This window comes from Paenibacillus sp. SAFN-054 (assembly GCF_051966755.1).
Taxonomy (GTDB): Bacteria; Bacillota; Bacilli; order Paenibacillales; family Paenibacillaceae; genus Paenibacillus_AQ.
The window spans coordinates 1-17690 of sequence record NZ_JBQCKS010000007.1 but is presented as its reverse complement, the minus strand read 5'-3'; the positions used below and the strand labels follow the sequence as shown (position 1 = coordinate 17690).

18 protein-coding genes are annotated in these 17690 nt (G+C 53.4%); 16 read left to right on the top strand and 2 right to left on the bottom strand.

The genetic code is table 11. The features are described 5' to 3' along the window. The first annotated feature begins 34 nt into the window (after window positions 1–34). Window positions 35–1219 (top strand): class I SAM-dependent methyltransferase, encoded by a 1185-nt coding sequence (locus ACTHPM_RS24695; RefSeq protein ID WP_440397832.1) that lies wholly within the window; start codon window positions 35–37, stop codon window positions 1217–1219. Between the two features lie 21 nt (window positions 1220–1240). Beyond that, window positions 1241–3376 (top strand): O-antigen ligase family protein, encoded by a 2136-nt coding sequence (locus ACTHPM_RS24690; protein WP_440397831.1) that lies wholly within the window; start codon window positions 1241–1243, stop codon window positions 3374–3376. 49 nt (window positions 3377–3425) lie between these two features. Here the strand turns inward: ACTHPM_RS24690 and ACTHPM_RS24685 are convergent, their stop codons facing one another. Further along, window positions 3426–3737, bottom strand: coding sequence for a dehydrogenase (locus ACTHPM_RS24685; protein ID WP_440397830.1), 312 nt, complete (start codon window positions 3735–3737; stop codon window positions 3426–3428). Window positions 3738–3906: 169 nt separating this feature from the next. Between ACTHPM_RS24685 and ACTHPM_RS24680 the strand changes: the two genes are divergently transcribed. The 13 genes from ACTHPM_RS24680 to ACTHPM_RS24620 all read left to right on the top strand — a co-directional run bounded on the left by ACTHPM_RS24680 (window position 3907) and on the right by ACTHPM_RS24620 (window position 15806). Continuing rightward, the gene (locus tag ACTHPM_RS24680) at window positions 3907–4521 is read left to right on the top strand and encodes a DedA family protein (RefSeq protein WP_440397829.1); all 615 of its coding nucleotides are present in this window, start codon (window positions 3907–3909) and stop codon (window positions 4519–4521) included. Further along, window positions 4522–5088 carry a thioredoxin family protein gene (locus ACTHPM_RS24675; RefSeq protein ID WP_440397828.1) on the top strand — a complete coding sequence of 189 codons (567 nt, stop codon included), beginning with the start codon at window positions 4522–4524 and terminating at the stop codon, window positions 5086–5088. It begins immediately after the preceding gene. 4 nt (window positions 5089–5092) lie between these two features. Next, a complete protein-coding gene (locus ACTHPM_RS24670; RefSeq protein ID WP_440397827.1) occupies window positions 5093–5719 on the top strand; it encodes an MBL fold metallo-hydrolase in 627 nt (208 codons plus the stop codon). Window positions 5720–6023: 304 nt separating this feature from the next. Further along, a complete protein-coding gene (locus ACTHPM_RS24665; RefSeq protein ID WP_440397826.1) occupies window positions 6024–6404 on the top strand; it encodes an ATPase in 381 nt (126 codons plus the stop codon). A gap of 147 nt (window positions 6405–6551) precedes the next feature. Further along, entirely contained in the window at window positions 6552–6839 is a 288-nt protein-coding gene (gatC, locus tag ACTHPM_RS24660) for an Asp-tRNA(Asn)/Glu-tRNA(Gln) amidotransferase subunit GatC (protein ID WP_440397825.1), read from the top strand. A 30-nt stretch (window positions 6840–6869) separates the two neighbouring features. Continuing rightward, window positions 6870–8327: an Asp-tRNA(Asn)/Glu-tRNA(Gln) amidotransferase subunit GatA gene (gene gatA, locus ACTHPM_RS24655; protein WP_440397824.1), complete on the top strand. Its 1458-nt coding sequence runs from the start codon at window positions 6870–6872 to the stop codon at window positions 8325–8327. Window positions 8328–8357: 30 nt separating this feature from the next. Next, complete coding sequence (gatB, locus tag ACTHPM_RS24650; RefSeq protein ID WP_440397823.1) at window positions 8358–9797, top strand: Asp-tRNA(Asn)/Glu-tRNA(Gln) amidotransferase subunit GatB; 1440 nt, start codon at window positions 8358–8360, stop codon at window positions 9795–9797. Window positions 9798–9936: 139 nt separating this feature from the next. Next, window positions 9937–10407 carry a GNAT family N-acetyltransferase gene (locus ACTHPM_RS24645; protein WP_440397822.1) on the top strand — a complete coding sequence of 157 codons (471 nt, stop codon included), beginning with the start codon at window positions 9937–9939 and terminating at the stop codon, window positions 10405–10407. Between the two features lie 57 nt (window positions 10408–10464). Then, entirely contained in the window at window positions 10465–11178 is a 714-nt protein-coding gene (locus ACTHPM_RS24640; RefSeq protein ID WP_440397821.1) for an MgtC/SapB family protein, read from the top strand. 246 nt (window positions 11179–11424) lie between these two features. Next, window positions 11425–12063 (top strand): hypothetical protein, encoded by a 639-nt coding sequence (locus ACTHPM_RS24635; RefSeq protein WP_440397820.1) that lies wholly within the window; start codon window positions 11425–11427, stop codon window positions 12061–12063. A 30-nt stretch (window positions 12064–12093) separates the two neighbouring features. Next, window positions 12094–13362 carry a DUF4097 family beta strand repeat-containing protein gene (locus tag ACTHPM_RS24630; RefSeq protein WP_440397819.1) on the top strand — a complete coding sequence of 423 codons (1269 nt, stop codon included), beginning with the start codon at window positions 12094–12096 and terminating at the stop codon, window positions 13360–13362. Window positions 13363–13482: 120 nt separating this feature from the next. Continuing rightward, on the top strand, window positions 13483–13908 hold the full coding sequence (locus ACTHPM_RS24625; RefSeq protein WP_440397818.1) for a Fur family transcriptional regulator: 426 nt from the start codon (window positions 13483–13485) through the stop codon (window positions 13906–13908). Window positions 13909–14084: 176 nt separating this feature from the next. Then, window positions 14085–15806, top strand: a complete 1722-nt coding sequence (locus ACTHPM_RS24620; RefSeq protein ID WP_440397817.1) for a glycosyl hydrolase family 18 protein — start codon at window positions 14085–14087, stop codon at window positions 15804–15806. Window positions 15807–15883: 77 nt separating this feature from the next. On the opposite strand, the gene ACTHPM_RS24615 is transcribed toward ACTHPM_RS24620, so the two are convergent. After that, window positions 15884–16288, bottom strand: a complete 405-nt coding sequence (locus ACTHPM_RS24615) for a YgzB family protein (RefSeq protein ID WP_440397816.1) — start codon at window positions 16286–16288, stop codon at window positions 15884–15886. 120 nt (window positions 16289–16408) lie between these two features. Between ACTHPM_RS24615 and ACTHPM_RS24610 the strand changes: the two genes are divergently transcribed. Then, the gene (locus tag ACTHPM_RS24610; RefSeq protein WP_440397815.1) at window positions 16409–17290 is read left to right on the top strand and encodes a nucleotidyltransferase-like protein; all 882 of its coding nucleotides are present in this window, start codon (window positions 16409–16411) and stop codon (window positions 17288–17290) included. Window positions 17291–17690 lie beyond the last annotated feature (400 nt).

Below are 17690 nucleotides of genomic sequence, written 5' to 3'. Positions count from 1 at the left end.
CGCACTGAAAATATAGAAAGTGAGATGTACTCTCTTGGAATCTTTACGCAAACTCATTCACGACATCATGGAAGACACCACGCTGATTACGGCAACCCTTAGCCAGCTTCGCAAGCGGGAAGGCGTTCCTTACACCAAGGTTCAGATCAAACCGGTGGAGCTGAAGAAAAAAATACATTATCAAATGGCTTATGTGCACCCGAACAAAGTGGTTCACCAGAACATCCCGGCCGAGGAAGCCGAAGAAGCCATCATGCAGCTGTTCGAGCAGACGTTCCGCCAGGGAATGATCTGTACGCCGGATGCGGATTACCAGGTATTGATCAGCAAAAAATATAAAGTATCGATCCTGACCAAGTCTCCTTCCAAATCGGGGGCGGATCTGGCCCATAACCGCAAAAAGCAGTACGTACTGGAGGAAGGGCATCCGGTCTCGTTCCTCGTTGAACTCGGGATCATGAATGAACAGGGCAAGGTGCTCGCCCGCAAATACGACAAGTTCAAACAGATCAACCGTTTCCTTGAAATGGTGGAGGATGTCCTCCCCTCGCTGCCGGAAGGCCGTCCGATCACGATCGTGGACTTCGGCTGCGGCAAATCCTACCTCACCTTCGCGCTGTACCACTACCTGACCATTCAGGAACGCAGAACCCTGAATGTCGTAGGGCTGGATCTCAAAGCGGATGTCATCGAACACTGCAATCAATTGGCTGAAAGGCTGAATTACGGCAACCTGCGCTTTTTGGTGGGCGATATTGCCGAATACGATGAGCTGGAGCAGGTCGATATGGTGGTTACCCTCCATGCCTGCGATACGGCGACAGACGCTGCGCTGGAAAAGGCGGTTCGCTGGAATGCTTCGGTCATTCTATCGGTTCCCTGCTGCCAGCACGAGCTGTTCGGACAGGTCGAAAGCCCGGTCATGGAGCCGCTTCTGTCCCACGGCATCCTGAAGGAACGCTTCTCCGCACTGGCCACGGACGGCATCCGCGCCAAGCTGCTGGACATCCTCGGATACAAAACGCAGCTGCTTGAATTCATCGATTTGGAGCACACGCCCAAAAACATCCTGATACGCGCTGTTAAAGGGCAAAGCGGACGCAAAGAACAGCTGTGGCAGGAATACACGGCATTTCGCGATTTCCTGAACGCGAAGCCTTATTTGGAAAAAGCCTGCGCTGACCTGCTGCCTGAAAGCACGGATTCGGCAGGATCCTAACAAGGGATGGAGGCATCATGCGTGAAACGTTGGGTTCAGAGAACCGGAGAGGCCGCGCTGGTGACAGTGGTATTGGTTTCTTGTCTGAAATCCGGCTTTTATTTTACGGCGGATATGTATCCGGCATGGACCGGTTACGGCCTCCTTTTCTTTCTTGCGGGCGCTTATGTCCTGAAGCGGCGCATGATGGCCGCCCGGCAGGGCTATGGCTCTTCCGAGGCTCTGCTTGAGATCTCCTTCACGACGCCTCAATGGTTGTTGCTTGCCGTTCCGTTTATGATGATGACCGTATATGCAGCCCACTGGCTGCTGGGTACATGCTTGTCCGTTCAGGGAAGCGTGAACCAGCTGCTCAGATGGGGGTTTTACGGTCTATTTGCCGTGTATGCTTTTACGGTAGCCCGGCAGCCTGAAGGGAAGAAGGTCCTCGGGGTGGCTTGGCATATGGCCGGAGGCCTGCTGTGCGGTTCCGCGGTGCTGGCCGTTTATGGGCTGCTTCCACTGCCGTATGCCATTGCGCATTCCGCTAACCCGGGGATCAGCGCTACGGGAGCGAGGCTGGCGGGGCTTCTCGAATATCCGAACACGTTCGGCCTGCTGATGGCCGCTTTCCTTCTGGAGCGGCTATTCGCGCTGCCTGCCTTGCTGCAGCGCACACCGGCGGCCAGTGCCGGCCGCCTGCTGCGGGCGATCCTCCCGCTGCTGCCGTACGCCGCCGCGCTCCTCCTCAGCGAGTCGCGCGGCGCCTGGCTCGCGGCCGGCATGGCTACAGCCGCCGGCCTGGCCCTCGAGCGGCGCCGCATGCTCGCGCCGCTGCTTGCGGCCGCCGCGCCACTGGCCGGCGCGGCGCTGCTGTACCGCCAGCTCGCAGCGGCGACGCTGGCGGCAGCGCCTTGGCCCGGCCTGCTCGCGCTGGCCGGGATCTGGGCCGGCAGCATGCTGGCCGGCCTGGCGCTTTGCCGCCTCGCGCGAAGCGGGGCGGCGGGCCTGCGCCGCGTGGCGTGGGCGCTCAGCGGCCTGCTCGCGGCCGGTGCTGCGGCCGCGGTGTTTCTGACGGCGCAGGAGCGCATCGTCAGAAATTTCAGCACCGTCTCGGCTCGCGGCGCCATCTACCGTGACGCGTGGCGCCTATACGGTCAGGCGCCATGGTTCGGCCAGGGCGGGGATACCTGGCGGCTTTCCTATCGCGCCGTGCAGTCGAACCCCTATGTCGGCAGCCAGGTGCACAGCGGCTATCTGGACATCCTGCTGAACACGGGCATCATTGGTATCCTTCTGATCCTTTTGCTGATCGGAACGGGAGGCTGGCTCCTGTACCGTACCCGGCGCCAACTTCTGCCGGTATTCGGCGTATTTGTCCTTCACAGCGCCGCGGATATCGACTGGAGCTTCGGGCTGGTGTGGCTGCTCATGCTCCTGGTCGTAGCCTGGGGAGCATCGTACGAGCCGGCGGCGGCCGTTCGCAAGGGGGCAGTTCCGTCTATAACAGGGGCGGATAATTCTTGGTCTGTATCAACCAAGGGATCTACAAGTGCTTTTCGCTTGCCTTCTCCGCTGCTGTTTCTTTGGCTCGGAATTGCGGGGGCGGGGATTTGTCTGGCTGTTCGGGGCGAGAGCGGGATTCGGCTGCATCAGGCGGCGATGCACGAATCCGCGCCCAGCAAAGCGATCGTGCTTTTGCAGTCCTCGCTCCGCTGGAATCCTGCGGACGCGCGGACGGCCCTCGATTTGGCGGCGAAGCTGGACCCAAAGGATGCCGAGTCCGTTCTGTCGCGGAGCTTGTCCTATTCGCCGGGGCATCCCGACCTGATGTTTGCGCTAGCGGATAATGCGGTCAAGCGCGGGGATGCCCTGGCTGCGGCCTATTGGACGAAAGCAGGCATCCGGCATGATAAATACAATGCAGGCGAGCAGACCAAGAGTCTGGAACGGCTGTTCAAGCTCGCGAGAAGCAAGCTGTCGGCCGGCCATGTCCAAGAAGCGCGCAGCATCGTCCAGGCCGGTCTTGTTCTTTATCACGATTACGCTCAACGGGCCGCGGATCGACGCAGAGCGGCGGTCCGCAACGACCGCGAATTCGGACTGACGGTTGAAGCGAAGGAGTGGGGCAGCCGGTTGTCGCTGCTGGAGAAATCGCTGCCCGCTTCGCCGAAGTAATGCTCTTTTAACGTAGGGGCCTCAGGCCCGAGGGTTCATCCTCGGCGTGTTACCCTCCGAAAGCTTCGCGGAACGCCCTGCCCAGATGGGCTTCGTCCACCTTCCACAGCTCGGCAAGCTCGGCGCGTACGGCTTCGTCCCACCAGTCGCAGAGCAGCTTGCGGTTGCTCCGGTTCTCATGAATCCAGATGAGGTTCCCGATGACCTTGCGGTAATAGAGCGTCTCCCCCTCTTGAACGGCGTCATCCGGAATATATACTTTCAGGCGCTTGACCGTGCGGTACAGCTCCTTGCTGCAGGCTCTGCGGATGCCTCGGGCCGATGGCAGCGGGGCGTCTTTTTTCTGGGGAATCGGCGGCATATGACCTACCTCCTTTTTATTCCACACCATATGCTCGCGAAGCTTATGAAGACACCCGCCCGGAGCAAATGGGCTCAAGTAGAAGTCATGTCCGCACGTGTGCTAGAATAGATTTTGATGTATAGGATGAATGAGGAACGAAAAAGTACATACAGAAAGAGGGGCCAGAGTGCATTTTATATCGGATATCATCAGTCAATTGTTTCAATGGATTCAAAGTCTGGGTTATTTCGGAATCATGCTGGGCTTGATGATTGAGGTTATTCCCAGCGAAATTGTGCTGGCTTTCGGAGGCTTCCTGGTATCCTCCGGGCATATCAACTTTGTGGGAGCGGTGCTGTTCGGCGTTATCGGCGGCGTGATCGCGCAGCTGTTCGTGTACTGGATTGGTCGCTACGGCGGCAGACCGGTGCTGGAGAAATACGGAAAATATATCTTTATTCATAAAAAGCATATCGATTACGCGGAAGAATGGTTCAACAAGTATGGAACGGGCGTCATTTTTACGGCGCGCTTCATTCCGGTCGTCCGTCATGCCATTTCGATCCCGGCCGGCATCTCCAAGATGAATGTGTGGCGCTTTACGCTGCTCACGACGCTGGCGATTATTCCATGGTCGGTGCTGTTCGTTTACCTGGGTTATGTCCTGGGGGACCAGTGGGAGCATGTCGACGAGAAGGCAGCTCCGTACATTACGCCGATTTTGCTCGTTGCGCTTGCGCTGTTAATTGTGTATTTTGTGATCAAAATGGTGAAAGCCAAGTCCAGAAAGGGGAAGAAATAAATGGCCGTAAATTTGGCGGACAAACTGGATACGGGGATTTCCCCGCAGCAGTTTATGGAAGGGATGACCCAAAATCAGGACGAGTTCAAGTCCGGTTACGAGCGGTTCAGCTGGGAGAGTGAAAGCGACCGCGAATTTTTCGACAGCCTGAAGTTCAGGGACGATCTGCGCGTGCTCATATTGGCAGCGGATTGGTGCGGCGATGTGGTCCGCAATGTGCCTGTCGTTTTTCATGCGCTTGAAACGGCTGAAATTCCTACCGAGGTGTTGATCCTCGAAGAGAACTTTGACGTGATGGACCAGTTCCTGACGATGGGCGGACGCAGCGTTCCCGTTGTAATTTTTACGGATACCGGCGGTTATGTGCTTGGCAAGTGGGGTCCGCGTCCCGAGCATGTGCAGCAAATCATGGTCCGCTTCAAGCAGGAGAACCCGGACCGCGAGGCGGCCGACTATCAGGAGAAAATGGCGGAGTGCCGCAAGGAGCTCATCGCAGCTTATGGGGAAGGAACCGATCATCATGCAGTCATCATCAAGGAACTGCGTGAACTGATTTCGGGATTTTAGACAAATGCTGAACGTTCAAACCTTCTGCCTCGGACCCCTGCAAACGAATGCGTATCTCCTGACAGGCGACGATCCCGGCCGCGCGGTTATCATTGACCCCGGGATGAATCCGGGTGCCCTGATCAAGAAAATCCAGCCGCTTGAGATTGAGGCTATTCTGTTGACCCATGCTCATTTCGATCATATGGGCGGCGTGGATGAAATCCGGAAGCTGAAAAACTGCCCCGTTTATCTGCATGATCTCGAAGCCGAATGGCTCGAAAATCCGAAAATGAACGGATCGCTGAACTGGCCGCAGGTGACGCCGCCGCTCCTGACGGATCCGGCTGAATACAGTCTGGGCGAAGGACAGAAGCTCGAGTTGATCGGACATACCTTCACGGTATATCACACACCCGGCCATTCGCCGGGGAGCGTCAGCTTCCTCTGTGGAGAGGATTTGTTCTCGGGTGACGTGCTCTTCAAGCTCGGCGTCGGAAGAACGGATCTGTACGGAGGACGGGAACGCGACTTGCTTGATTCGATTCAGAACAAGCTGTTTGCCTTCAAGGATGAGGTCAAGGTGTATCCGGGCCACGGACCGAAGACGACGATCGGGTACGAGCGGATCCATAATCCTTATGTATCCTGAGCGGATGACCCGTTAAACCGATTTCTCGACAGAAATCGAGGAAAAAAGCTGGACAACCGGTGACGGCCCTGATACAATGTTGTTAATTTAATGTAACATTTACATTCGCGAAGCACGCAAGCTGTGGATTAATCCCGGTTTGCGTTCTTTTTATTCCTTTGGCGCTGATTGATCGGGACGGAAGGATTTTGAGACGTTTCGAGGAATTGTGTCTTTTTGCTTTGTTTTCTATGTGTTTCCGTAGACAGGCCTATTTTTTTTTAGTAGACTATACAGACAATGACAGACATCTAGGAGGTAGACGATGCTGCAACTAGGGGAAAAGATAGTAATCGTCGCGGACGCCTTTGAGCAGAACCTTCCTATAGGGGAGTACGGTTATCTGATTGCTTATGACCGGAATCCGGACAATGCGTTTGACTATGTGATCCGGATACCGAAGATAAACCGGAACTTTTTCGTGCCAGCGGGTGACGTTCAGCCTGAAGAACTGCTCATTCAGCATGAAGTGGAGATAACCACGCGGGAAGCGCTGATCGATTACGCCCTTGCGACATATAACGAGAAGCTGTTTCATCAAGTTATGAACGGCGAGCTCGAGCAGGAAGAAGAAGAAGAGACAGCACCTGAGGTGCTTTCACAGGCGGAATTTATCAAGCAAGTGAATTTGCGAGCCTGGATTTAGAAGAGTCGGCCTGGTGCCGGCTCTTTTTTGCTGTCATCGAAGCGAAATCGATGGATTGAATTGTCACAGGTTCTACAATATAATTAGAAACGTTATCCTGAGGCTTTAATCCTTTAAACATAAGAAGGAATAAGGAGGAAATGAATGATGAGCATTACCAATAAAGACGTTCAGCATGTGGCCAAGCTTGCCCGGCTCAATTTGAGCGCGGATGAAGAGCAGATGTTCACGGAGCAGCTGAACGCTATTTTACAATATGCCGAAAAGTTGAATGAACTGGACACCGAGGGCGTTGAACCGACGACCCATGTCCTGCCTGTGAGCAACGTGATGCGCGAAGATGTGGAGCGTGAAAGTCTTCCGATCGAGAAAGTGATGCTGAACGCTCCGGAAGAAGAAGACGGACAATTCAAGGTTCCGGCGGTGCTGGAATAGGTAGTTTCCATTTGAAAGGAGGAACGGCAATTGAGCCTGTTAAATCAAAACCTGAAAGAAATACATAGCAAGCTTCACGGCAAGGAGCTGTCCGTCCTGGAGCTTGTTGAAGACGCGTTTCGCGTCATTTCTGAGCGTGATGAACGCATCGGCGCTTACCTGACGTTGAATGAAGAGGGCGCCAAGAACGCCGCCAGACGCCTGGACGACAAGCTGGCTGCGGGCGAGCAGCGCGGACTATTGTTCGGCCTGCCGGCAGGAATTAAAGATAACATCGTGACGGAGGGCATCCGCACGACCTGCGCCAGCCAGTTCCTGTCCAATTTCGAACCCGTGTATGATGCGACCGTAATGCGCAAACTCCGCGAAGCGGATGCGTTGACCCTCGGCAAGCTGAACATGGACGAGTTCGCAATGGGCGGCTCGAACGAGAATTCGAGCTTCCATCCGGTGCATAATCCGTGGGATCTTGAGCGCGTTCCCGGCGGCTCAAGCGGCGGCTCCGCGGCTTCCGTGGCAGCGGGCGAGGCTTATTTTGCCCTTGGTTCGGACACCGGCGGTTCCATTCGCCAGCCTGCTTCGTACTGCGGAGTGGTCGGCCTGAAACCAACCTACGGCCTCGTATCCCGTTTCGGTCTGGTCGCCTTTGCCTCTTCACTCGACCAAATCGGACCGGTCACGAAAAACGTGGAGGATTCCGCGTATGTCCTGCAGGCCATTGCCGGTTATGATTCCATGGATTCGACTTCTGCCAATGTTGAGATTCCAGACTACTTAAGCGCGCTGACCGGGGATATTAAGGGACTGCGCGTGGCAGTACCTATGGAGTATATGGGAGAAGGCGTCGATGCTGCCGTCAAAGAGAAGGTGCAGGCAGCCCTCAAGGTGCTGGAGGGCATGGGGGCGGTCGTCGAAGAAGTGTCGCTGCCGAATACCGAATATGCGGTGGCCGCTTACTATTTGCTGGCTTCCTCGGAAGCATCTTCGAACCTTGCCCGTTTCGATGGAGTACGGTATGGCGTGCGTGCGGGACAATCCGGCAATCTGCTGGACCTGTACCATGAGTCCCGCAGCCAAGGCTTCGGGCCTGAAGTGAAGCGCCGGATTATGCTGGGTACGTATGCCCTGAGCTCCGGTTATTACGATGCATTTTACCTGAAAGCCCAAAAGGCCCGCACATTGATCAAGCGTGATTTTGATCAGGTGTTCGAGAGCTATGACGTCATTATCGGACCAACGGCTCCGACGACGGCGTTTAAGCTGGGCGCCCAGGTGGATGATCCGCTTACGATGTATTTGAACGATATTTTGACGATTCCGGTGAGCCTTGCCGGCGTGCCGGCCATCAGCGTGCCTTGCGGCTTCGCGGACGGTCTGCCTGTCGGTCTGCAAATTATCGGGAAAGCTTTTGACGAATCGACGGTGCTGCGGGTGGCGGGAGCCTTCGAGCAGAATACCGAATACCATAAGCAGCGGCCAAACCTGTAGGATCGGCTGGAAAAGGAGGGAATGCAAGACATGTCATCTTCAAAATACGAAACAGTCATCGGACTCGAAGTCCACGTTGAGCTGCGCACCCATTCCAAAATCTTTTGCGGCTGTTCGACGGAGTTCGGCGCTCCGCCCAATACACATACCTGTCCGATCTGCCTGGGTCATCCCGGTGTTCTGCCGGTGCTCAACAAACAGGCGGTGGAATACGCGGTCAAGGCGGCGATGGCGATCAACTGCGAAATCGCGGATGTAAGCAAATTCGACCGCAAAAACTATTTCTATCCCGATTCGCCCAAAGCGTATCAAATTTCCCAATTCGATCAGCCGATCGGTCAGAACGGCTGGATCGACATCGAAGTAGACGGCAAAACCAAGCGCATCGGCATCACGCGTCTGCACCTGGAGGAAGATGCGGGCAAGCTGACGCATGTTGACGGTGGATATGCATCGCTCGTGGACTTTAACCGCGTCGGAACGCCGCTCGTGGAAATCGTCTCGGAACCGGATATTTCGTCACCGGAGGAAGCTCGTGCTTACCTGGAGAAGCTGCGTGCGATTATGCAGTACTGCGAAGTATCCGATGTGAAAATGGAAGAAGGCTCGATGCGCTGCGACGCGAACATCAGCATCCGTCCTTTCGGACAGCAGGAATTCGGCATCCGTGCCGAGCTGAAGAACATGAACTCCTTCCGCGGCGTGCAGAAGGGGCTTGAGTACGAGGAATTCCGTCAGGCCGAGATTCTGGATGACGGCGGCGTCGTCGTGCAGGAAACCCGCCGCTGGGATGAAGCCCAGGGCAAGACCTTGTCGATGCGCGGCAAGGAAGAGGCGCATGATTACCGCTACTTCCCGGACCCGGACCTCGTGAAAGTGTATATCGACCAAGAGTGGAAGGACCGCATCCAAGCAACGATTCCCGAACTGCCGGACGCGCGCAAACAGCGCTATACCTCCGAGTACGGCCTGCCAAGCTATGATGCGGAAGTCATTACTTCCTCCAAGCCCGTGGCGGATCTGTTCGAGGATAGCCTGAAGTATACGAAGGATGCCAAATCCGTATCCAACTGGATTATGGGCGAGCTTCTCGGCTACCTGAACAGCAGCAACCTGGAGTTTTCCGAGGTGAAGCTTACGGGTCAAGGGCTCGGTGAAATGATCGGCCTGATCGAGAAAGGGACGATCAGCACGAAGATCGCCAAAACCGTCTTCAAAGAGATGCTCGAGAGCGGCAAGCTTCCGCAGCAGATCGTCGAGGAAAAGGGACTGGTTCAGATCAGCGACGAAGGAGCAATCAAATCCATCGTCGAGCAGGTCGTGGCGGCCAATCCGCAGTCCGTAGAGGATTACAAAGCGGGCAAGCAGAAGGCGATCGGCTTCCTGGTCGGCCAGGTCATGAAGGAAAGCCGCGGCAAGGCCAATCCGGCGATCGTGAACAAGCTGCTCGAAGAAGTACTGATGAAGTAAACGATAGGAACGGGTCATGGGGCTTGTCCACAGGACAGGCCCCTTTTTCATGAAGATATGCAGGCCTAGTCCGATTGGCATTTTTCTTTTATTGTTCTTTTTTGGATTTTAGGCGTATAGCCTGAAAAGGGGGAGACCTATGATCACCAAGCTTTCCTTGCAGGATGACGACATGGTGGATCAAATCTGGCGGCTGCAGCATATCGCCTACCGGCTGGAGGCCGAAAAAATCGGTTTTTATGATATTCCTCCGCTGCTGGATACGCACGAAACGCTCAAAAACTGCGGCGAGGTGTTTTACGGATGCCTGGGAGACGATGGCGAACTGCTCGGAGCGGTCGCGACGAAAGCCGAAGCGCCAGGATCGTTGACGCTGATGCGCATGATGGTTCATCCGGATCATTTCCGCAAAGGCATCGCCGGGAATCTCATCCGGTATGTGCTGGATGCCCATGCGGGTACTCCGCTGTTTATCGTGTCTACAGGCGCCAAGAATGAACCGGCCGTGGCCTTGTACCGTAAATTCGGGTTTGAGCCCTTCGATACGTTCGAAGTCGCACCGGGAGTGGAACTGACGACATTTCACAGACGCAAGAATAAAGAGGTTTGATCACGATCATAACCCAGCCTTAAAGCTGCGGATTGCATAATAGGGAGAGATATGCTTTTGGCGGATCCATGGTATATAGATAATACGCATATATTGCTGCGCTTGCTGTTGTCCGTTCTTTTGGGTGGACTCGTCGGATTGGAGCGGGAACGTTCCAATCATGCAGCCGGTCTTCGGACGCATATTCTGGTCTGCATGGGCTCGACGCTGATTATCATGCTGTCCATCTATGGTTTTTCGGAGTTTGTTCATGAGGTTAATATTCGAATTGACCCCGCAAGGCTGGCATCGGCTGTCATTACGGGCGTCGGTTTTTTGGGTGCCGGTACGATCCTTTTTACGGGCAAATCGATCACCGGCCTGACCACGGCAGCTTCCGTATGGGTCATCGCGGCTGTCGGGCTCTCCATCGGCGCTGGCTTTTATTTTGCTTCGATTGCCGCGACGCTGCTGATTTTGCTGACGCTCGTCGTATTTAACAAGCTGGAACAGCGGTATATCCGCGGCAGCAAGCTACACCTGGTAACGGTTTACGCCATCTCTGCCCCTTTGCTGCTGGAATCGATATCCAGTTTACTGGAGGGAGAAGGGATCGCTGTCAAAAAAGCAGTCGTCAACGAGCGCAGCAGTGTACCCTATGGCGAGCTGCAGCCGCCTTCAACCACATTGGAAATCTCATTGAACGTGCTAAGCAAAAGGGCCTTCGACCCGCTGGCGCTCGCTTCCCGCATCCGGAATCTCGAGGGGATTTCGATGGTTTCCATTGATTAAAGCACTCATTGAAAACTCCCGGAAACCGGGAGTTTTTTAATGCTTGCACGAGGATCATCCAGATATTTACCTGTTATTGACCCTGCCATATAGGGTACTATCAAATAAAACGAAACTGCTTAACCTCGGTAATAGGTATCGGTAGCACGTGTGATAGAAAACGATTAAGCGACGATCTTAAACGCATGAAGTTCCATCGCTCATTCAACAGTGATAGTCATATACAAGCGGAAAGGAGCTGGAAGGATGCACAGCACGGAAACGGGCGGATTGGAGAAAACGGCAGAGGGCAAGGTTCATGTCAAACGCGGGAAGACGAAGGCTGGAGTCCGCACCCGGCGCCTATTTTCCCGCAAACGGAAATTTACGGCCGGACTTCTGGCGGCGATATGCCCTGGACTTGGCCACATATATCTTGGCTTGTACCGGAAAGGCATTGCGTTTATTTTCACGCTTCTTCTGGACGCCTCGGCCCTTCTTTACTTTTCGTCTATCGGCATTCAGATCAATGTGCCTTTATTGATTTTGCTGGCGTTGGTAATACCGGTAGCCTACTTTTACAACGTTTACGATGTGCTTCAAGCAGCGGACTTCGTTATTTATCGCCGGGTCAGAACGTCCGGTCAGGTTGAAGCGCTTGAACCGGGTGCATACCGGAATCCTTTCACGGTGGAGCGCAGCGCCTTTTTTGGCATTATGCTGATAGCCGGCGGCGTGCTGATGTTTGCTTTTTATCAAAAGCCGCGCTGGCTGCAGTTTTATATGGAGCATTACGGTAAAATTACGGTTGCCGTTTTGCTGGTTGCGGCAGGTCTTTGGGCTGGCTCCCGTGAAATATGGATCCTTTGGAGCCAGCGCCGTTCCGAAAAGGGTAACGTGAGATGATCGTATTCGCATGATGAACGGGGGGATATCATGAATCGCAAACGGAGAATGCGGGTAGGAAGATTCACGGCCGTCCTGCTGCTGATCACGACAGGCGTGCTGCTTCTTGACGATGCGCTGCATGGTACCGAACATCTGCTGCTCCTGCTGCAATGGTGGCCGCTCATCGCCGTGCTTTGGGGCCTTGAGTATTTGCTGCTGTTCTTGCTGTCACGCAAATCTGGGGGGAAGGGCCGCCGGTTTCAATTGGATCTGCGCGGAGTTTCCCTGGCCGTCGTGCTGGCGGCTTCCGTGTTCATCGTGACGGAGCAGAAGCATTATCTGCATTTATGGAATAAGGTAAGCTTGAATTTGACGGCAGCTGGCGTGGATTACAGCGAGCAGGAAGGCGAAAGCGTCGGGAAAGACATGCTCGCCTACCCGGTCACGATGGATACGAAGAACATTAACGTGGACAACATAAACGGGGACATCGTCGTGCAGCGCGGGCCCGTGAACGACATCGGCGTTCAGGCGGAGATTTGGGTTGACCAGATTACCGGACCTGAGGCTGAGGTGGTGGGACGGGAATCGGCCTTGGAAATCAGCGGGGACAGCACCATTACGATTCAAACCAAGGGCAAAGGCTACGGCCAATCCGGCAAAAGGCAGCCGCGGATGAATTTGACGGTTACGCTGCCGGAGGACCGCCGTTTCGACTTGTCGCTTCGCACTATGAACGGCAGCATCATCCTGCAGCATGTGGATGCCATCAAACAGATATCCATGGAAACCGCGAGCGGGGAGCTGAGGCTGGATCACGTTTCCGGGGATATTAAAGGCAGCACGCTGAACGGAAAGGTCAGCGCGTTTAACATAAACGGTTCGATTGACTTAAACACCAATCAGGGGAACATGCAGGCGGTCGATGTTTCGGACGCCGTCAAGCTCACGACGCAGGTCGGGAATTTGTCCGTCATCCGAGCTTTAGGGACCATTGATGCAAGCACCAAGAACGGAAATGTTTACGTCGACGAGATCCGTTCGGATTTCAAGGCGGAATCCTTGAATGGGGGAATTACTGCCCGCTCAAGCGTTGTAGGCGGCAATTGGGATATCTATAGCGCGGTCGGAGAATTAATCGTCAGTCTGCCGGAAACGGGAAGCTACGAAATGGACGGCACGATCAGTTACGGCGATATCCGCAACCAATTCCCTGAATTTACGGTGGACAAAAAGAATATCATTGGTACGATAGGTCTGGGAGATTACACCATCCATATCGAAGGAAACAGCGATCTCAGTGTGAACAAATATTGAAACTGGGCCGTTTTGCGAATTCCAAGTTTTTTCATCCCGCGTCCTTTCGTTGACAAAGTAGAAATGATGAACGTAAAATAAAGTATACAAGATTTTTCTCTAAATAAGGCGGTGGGTAAGATGGCTACGCGAGTCGAGCATGCATTGGAACAACTGAAAACGAATGGTGTTCGGATTACGCCCCAGCGTCATGCGATATTGGCTTACCTCATGGATTCCATGAGCCATCCGACTGCGGATGAGATTTATCGTGCGCTCGAGCCTAAGTTTCCGAGCATGAGTGTAGCAACGGTATACAATAATTTGAAGATGCTGATTGAAGCCGGTATGGTTCATGAGCTGACATATGGAGATAATTCAAGCCGCTTTGACGCGAATGTGTCGGATCACTTCCATGTCATTTGCCAAAAGTGCGGCAAGATCGAGGATTTCAGTTATCCATCCCTGGAGGATGTGGAGCATACTGCTGAGAAGAGCACGGGGTTCCAAATTCAGGGGCTGCGCATGGAGCTATACGGTATTTGCAGCGGCTGCAAATCGAATTAAACCTGTACTTGCACAACTCAAAATGGTGAGCTTGAGGAAGTTTTTCCTGATCCAGTGGAAAACATTCGTTTCATTCAGTCTGTTTAGCTAAAACGTGCGGATTCCTGCAATGGATTCCTCGCGTTTTTTTATTTTAATATTCAGAAAGAATAAAATTCGAACGATTAACGGAGGATTTGCCTTTGACTAGAAGTAGACGATTCAGGAGACGCTCAAGCGCGAAACGGCGCTTTGCCATTGTCCTGGGATTATGCCTGATTGCAGCCGGTGCTTACGTGACGGTAACGGAGCTTCTTCCGAATCCCCTGCATGAGAAGCCGGATTGGAGAGGGCTGGACAAGCCTATATTTGTAAAAGGGAAACTGCTGGAGGAACCGGCAGACGGCTCCGGAGAAAAACTTAAACTGCCTCTTCCGGTGCTTCAGGAGTCCATCGATCCGAATATTCGCTATGAGAAGGGAACGCAGTCTCTGATTCTTACGACTCCGGTTCAGGTCATGCACTTGCAGACCGGTGAAAAGAAAGCTCAATTGAATAATAAGCCCATTCAACTCCGGTTTGCCCCGGAAGAAAAGAACAGCCTGCTCTACATGCCGGTTCAGCCGCTGAAGGAGCTTTACGGCATTGCCGTTCACGAAGACCCGGACACGGGGGCGGTATTGCTCATGAAGGCAGGCGACACGGTCCAGATGGCCACGGTGAACGGGACGGCGGACGACAAGACATCTTTGCGGAAGGGGCCATCCAAGCACGAGCCTATTTTAGCGGATATGCCTGGCGGGACCTCCCTAAGGGTCTGGGCTGCGGAAGATACATGGTATTTCGTACAAATGGATAACGGATATGCGGGGTACGTACCGAAGTCCAAGTTGACTCTAGGGGAGAAGAAAACGGTAGACGCCATCCCCGAAGAGCCTACTCAGGCAGAAAGAAGCTGGAAGGGCAAGCCGGTCAATCTGGCATGGGAGGCCGTATATCAGAAAAAACCGGACCCTTCCGTCATCGATCAGCTCACGGGAGTTAACGTGGTCAGCCCGACATGGTTCAGCATCATCGACGGGCAAGGCAATGTGCGGAGCAATGCGGATACAGCCTATGTCACGAAGGCGCATGCCCGCGGCATGGAAGTATGGGGGCTCTTAAACAACAGTTTCGATCCGGAGATTACATCAAGCGCAATGGCGACATACGAAACGAGACTGAACACGATTGACCAGACGCTGCAATTTGCGAAGTTGTATCATTTGGACGGCATCAACCTGGATTTCGAGAACGTGAAGACGAAGGACGGGGAGAATGTATCGCAGTTTGTCCGTGAACTGAAGCCGCTTGCCAGGGCGATGGGGCTGATCGTGTCGGTAGACGTGACGCCAAAATCGGGAAGTGAAATGTGGTCCCGTTTCCTGGATCGTCGCTCCCTGGGCGAGACGGCGGACTTTATCGTGCTGATGGCCTATGATGAACATTGGGCATCCAGTCCGAAAGCGGGATCCGTATCGTCACTGCCGTGGACGGAGGCGGCTGTCCGCAAAATATTGGAGGAGGACGCAGTCCCGTCTGAAAAGCTTATTCTGGCGGTGCCTTTATATACCCGTATCTGGTCCGAGGAAGTGAAGGACGGCAAGACGAAGGTTTCTTCGAAGGCGGTAGGGATGAAAACTGTCAATGAAATTTTGACAGAGAAGAAGCTAAAGCCGAAGTATCTGGAAGACGTGAAGCAAAATTACGTCGAGTACAAGGAAGATGGCGTATTGAAAAAGATATGGATTGAAGATCAGGCTTCGCTGAAGGAAAGAGTGAAGCTGGCCAAAGAGCTGAAGCTAGGCGGAGTGGCCGCTTGGACGCGGAGTTTTGGCACGCAGGAAGCTTGGAATGTGCTAAAGGATATTACCAGCTAATTACGAAGGCACTCATATGGGATATTAAAAAACCGGTCTTCCTATGTATAGGAGGGCCGGTTCCTTTTTTTATTTACCTAGTGATGATGGGTTGCCGACTGCGGCGTGGCTTGCGATTCCTGAAGCTTTTGGCGTTCTTCGAGTTCATCGTCCGTGATGTTCGCCTGCTGAATGTCCGTCGTCAAAATCGTTCGACAGAACATGCAGCGGTCCGTTTTACCGAGCATTTTCGTCGGTTTATGACATTCCGGGCATTCGATCGACTTCACGCTCGTGGAGAGCATACCGGCCCAAAAATAAATACCGAGGCTGCCCATCATGGAGATCAGTCCGATGACGAGCCCGATGGCTGCCACGATTTTCCCGGCTTGTCCCCAGAAGACGATCCCGGCTGTTCCGAGGACCATGAGTCCCATGCCAATCATTGTCAGCATCAGGCCCCACGTGCGGAAAGCATTGATTTTTGCTGTTTTAAAGATCATGGATCACTAGCTCCTATCATCAATTAGTTGTATTTGAAAAAGAAGGAACTTACATGGACATGTAGAAGTATATTATAACTGAATTGGCCGCTTTTCGCCAAGGAATGCATGGAGGGAGACATGGATTTGTCCAATTTGTCTTTTTTTTATGGAGAGTCGGTTGATGTCGATGCCATCGGTACCCTTATTTATCGTCGTCTGGAAGCCCATAAATTTGATGGAACCCTGCTTCATGACTTCGATCTCATCGTTCTCATTGTGCATGAAGAGCAGGATACCGAACTGGCCGTTGAGCATACGCGTATTGGTGACCAGCCCTGCCAAGTGCTGCATGTTTCGATTGAATCGCTTGAACGCTTGCTGATTGCGGGCGAGAAAGGGGATTTGGTCAGTTGTTTTATGGAAGGTGAACTTGTCCAGGATCAAGGCGATAGACTCTTTGCGCTGCGTCGGGATTATATAGAATTTGATAAGCCTCTTCGAGACCGTAAAATGCTGTACGAGTTCTCGCGGTTTCTGTGCATTTATGTCGATGCGAAGCGTTACATGCAGGAAGGTTATGTCATCGATGCCTATCAATGCGTGCTGGATTCGCTTAAGCACTGGGCACGGATTGAACTCATCGAGCGGGGTGTCCTGCCTGACAAAGCGGTATGGGAACAGGTAAAAGAGCTGAACACGGCGATTCACAAGCTATACGAGGAATTAACGCAGAGCACGGAGACAATCCGTCAGCGCGTGGAGCTGGTTCTGCTTGCTTGCGAATTTTCAGTCATGTCGAAAATGGCCGAGTGCTCGGTCCTGCTGCTCCAGATCCTGAAGAGCAGACCCCAACCATGGAGCATTGAAGAGCTTATTATGCATCCCGAGCTGAGGATGCTGAAGAACGAGTTGCCGCAAGTCATACGCAAACTGGTCAACAGGTCTCTGGTGAAGGAAACGGTGGTTTGGTCGGAGTTTTCAAGGTATGGCAGCCAGGGCATCCGTTATTGTGCTGAGTAACGAACTGTTATGCGCATTATGCGCCGGGAGGGAAGGGGGCTTCCTTTACGGTGCATAGATGCCGCATTTCGGGGAACCGTAATGGGGCTGCGCAAACTTTTTAAAATAAGGTTGACTGTCGAATGTTATCTGTGTTAAATTATAACTCGCCCCATTAAACCTCAGAGGCTTTCAAAACTGAGGATTCGACAAGCTCGCAAGTCGAGTTGAAAAAAAGATCGAAAAAAAGTGCTTGACGAATTGGTGGCTAACATGATATATTATAAAAGTCGCCGCTGAGATGCGGTGGTGAACGAAAGAGAGCTTCGAAAGAGGCTTGAATCGAAAGAATTTGATCTTTGAAAACTGAACAACGAGTGAGATACAGGTTTCGGTAACGAAACCGACCGCGAGATCATCC

Excerpts from the sequence above, each read along its gene's own strand:
- ACTHPM_RS24645 (WP_440397822.1), top strand. The coding sequence starts at position 9,937 with ATGATCACCAAGCTTTCCTTGCAGGATGACGACATGGTGGATCAAATC.
- ACTHPM_RS24615 (WP_440397816.1), bottom strand. The coding sequence starts at position 16,288 with ATGATCTTTAAAACAGCAAAAATCAATGCTTTCCGCACGTGGGGCCTG.
- gatC (WP_440397825.1), top strand. The coding sequence starts at position 6,552 with ATGAGCATTACCAATAAAGACGTTCAGCATGTGGCCAAGCTTGCCCGG.
- ACTHPM_RS24635 (WP_440397820.1), top strand. The coding sequence starts at position 11,425 with ATGCACAGCACGGAAACGGGCGGATTGGAGAAAACGGCAGAGGGCAAG.
- ACTHPM_RS24625 (WP_440397818.1), top strand. The coding sequence starts at position 13,483 with ATGGCTACGCGAGTCGAGCATGCATTGGAACAACTGAAAACGAATGGT.
- gatB (WP_440397823.1), top strand. The coding sequence starts at position 8,358 with ATGTCATCTTCAAAATACGAAACAGTCATCGGACTCGAAGTCCACGTT.
- ACTHPM_RS24670 (WP_440397827.1), top strand. The coding sequence starts at position 5,093 with ATGCTGAACGTTCAAACCTTCTGCCTCGGACCCCTGCAAACGAATGCG.
- ACTHPM_RS24685 (WP_440397830.1), bottom strand. The coding sequence starts at position 3,737 with ATGCCGCCGATTCCCCAGAAAAAAGACGCCCCGCTGCCATCGGCCCGA.
- ACTHPM_RS24630 (WP_440397819.1), top strand. The coding sequence starts at position 12,094 with ATGAATCGCAAACGGAGAATGCGGGTAGGAAGATTCACGGCCGTCCTG.
- ACTHPM_RS24610 (WP_440397815.1), top strand. The coding sequence starts at position 16,409 with ATGGATTTGTCCAATTTGTCTTTTTTTTATGGAGAGTCGGTTGATGTC.
- ACTHPM_RS24675 (WP_440397828.1), top strand. The coding sequence starts at position 4,522 with ATGGCCGTAAATTTGGCGGACAAACTGGATACGGGGATTTCCCCGCAG.
- ACTHPM_RS24665 (WP_440397826.1), top strand. The coding sequence starts at position 6,024 with ATGCTGCAACTAGGGGAAAAGATAGTAATCGTCGCGGACGCCTTTGAG.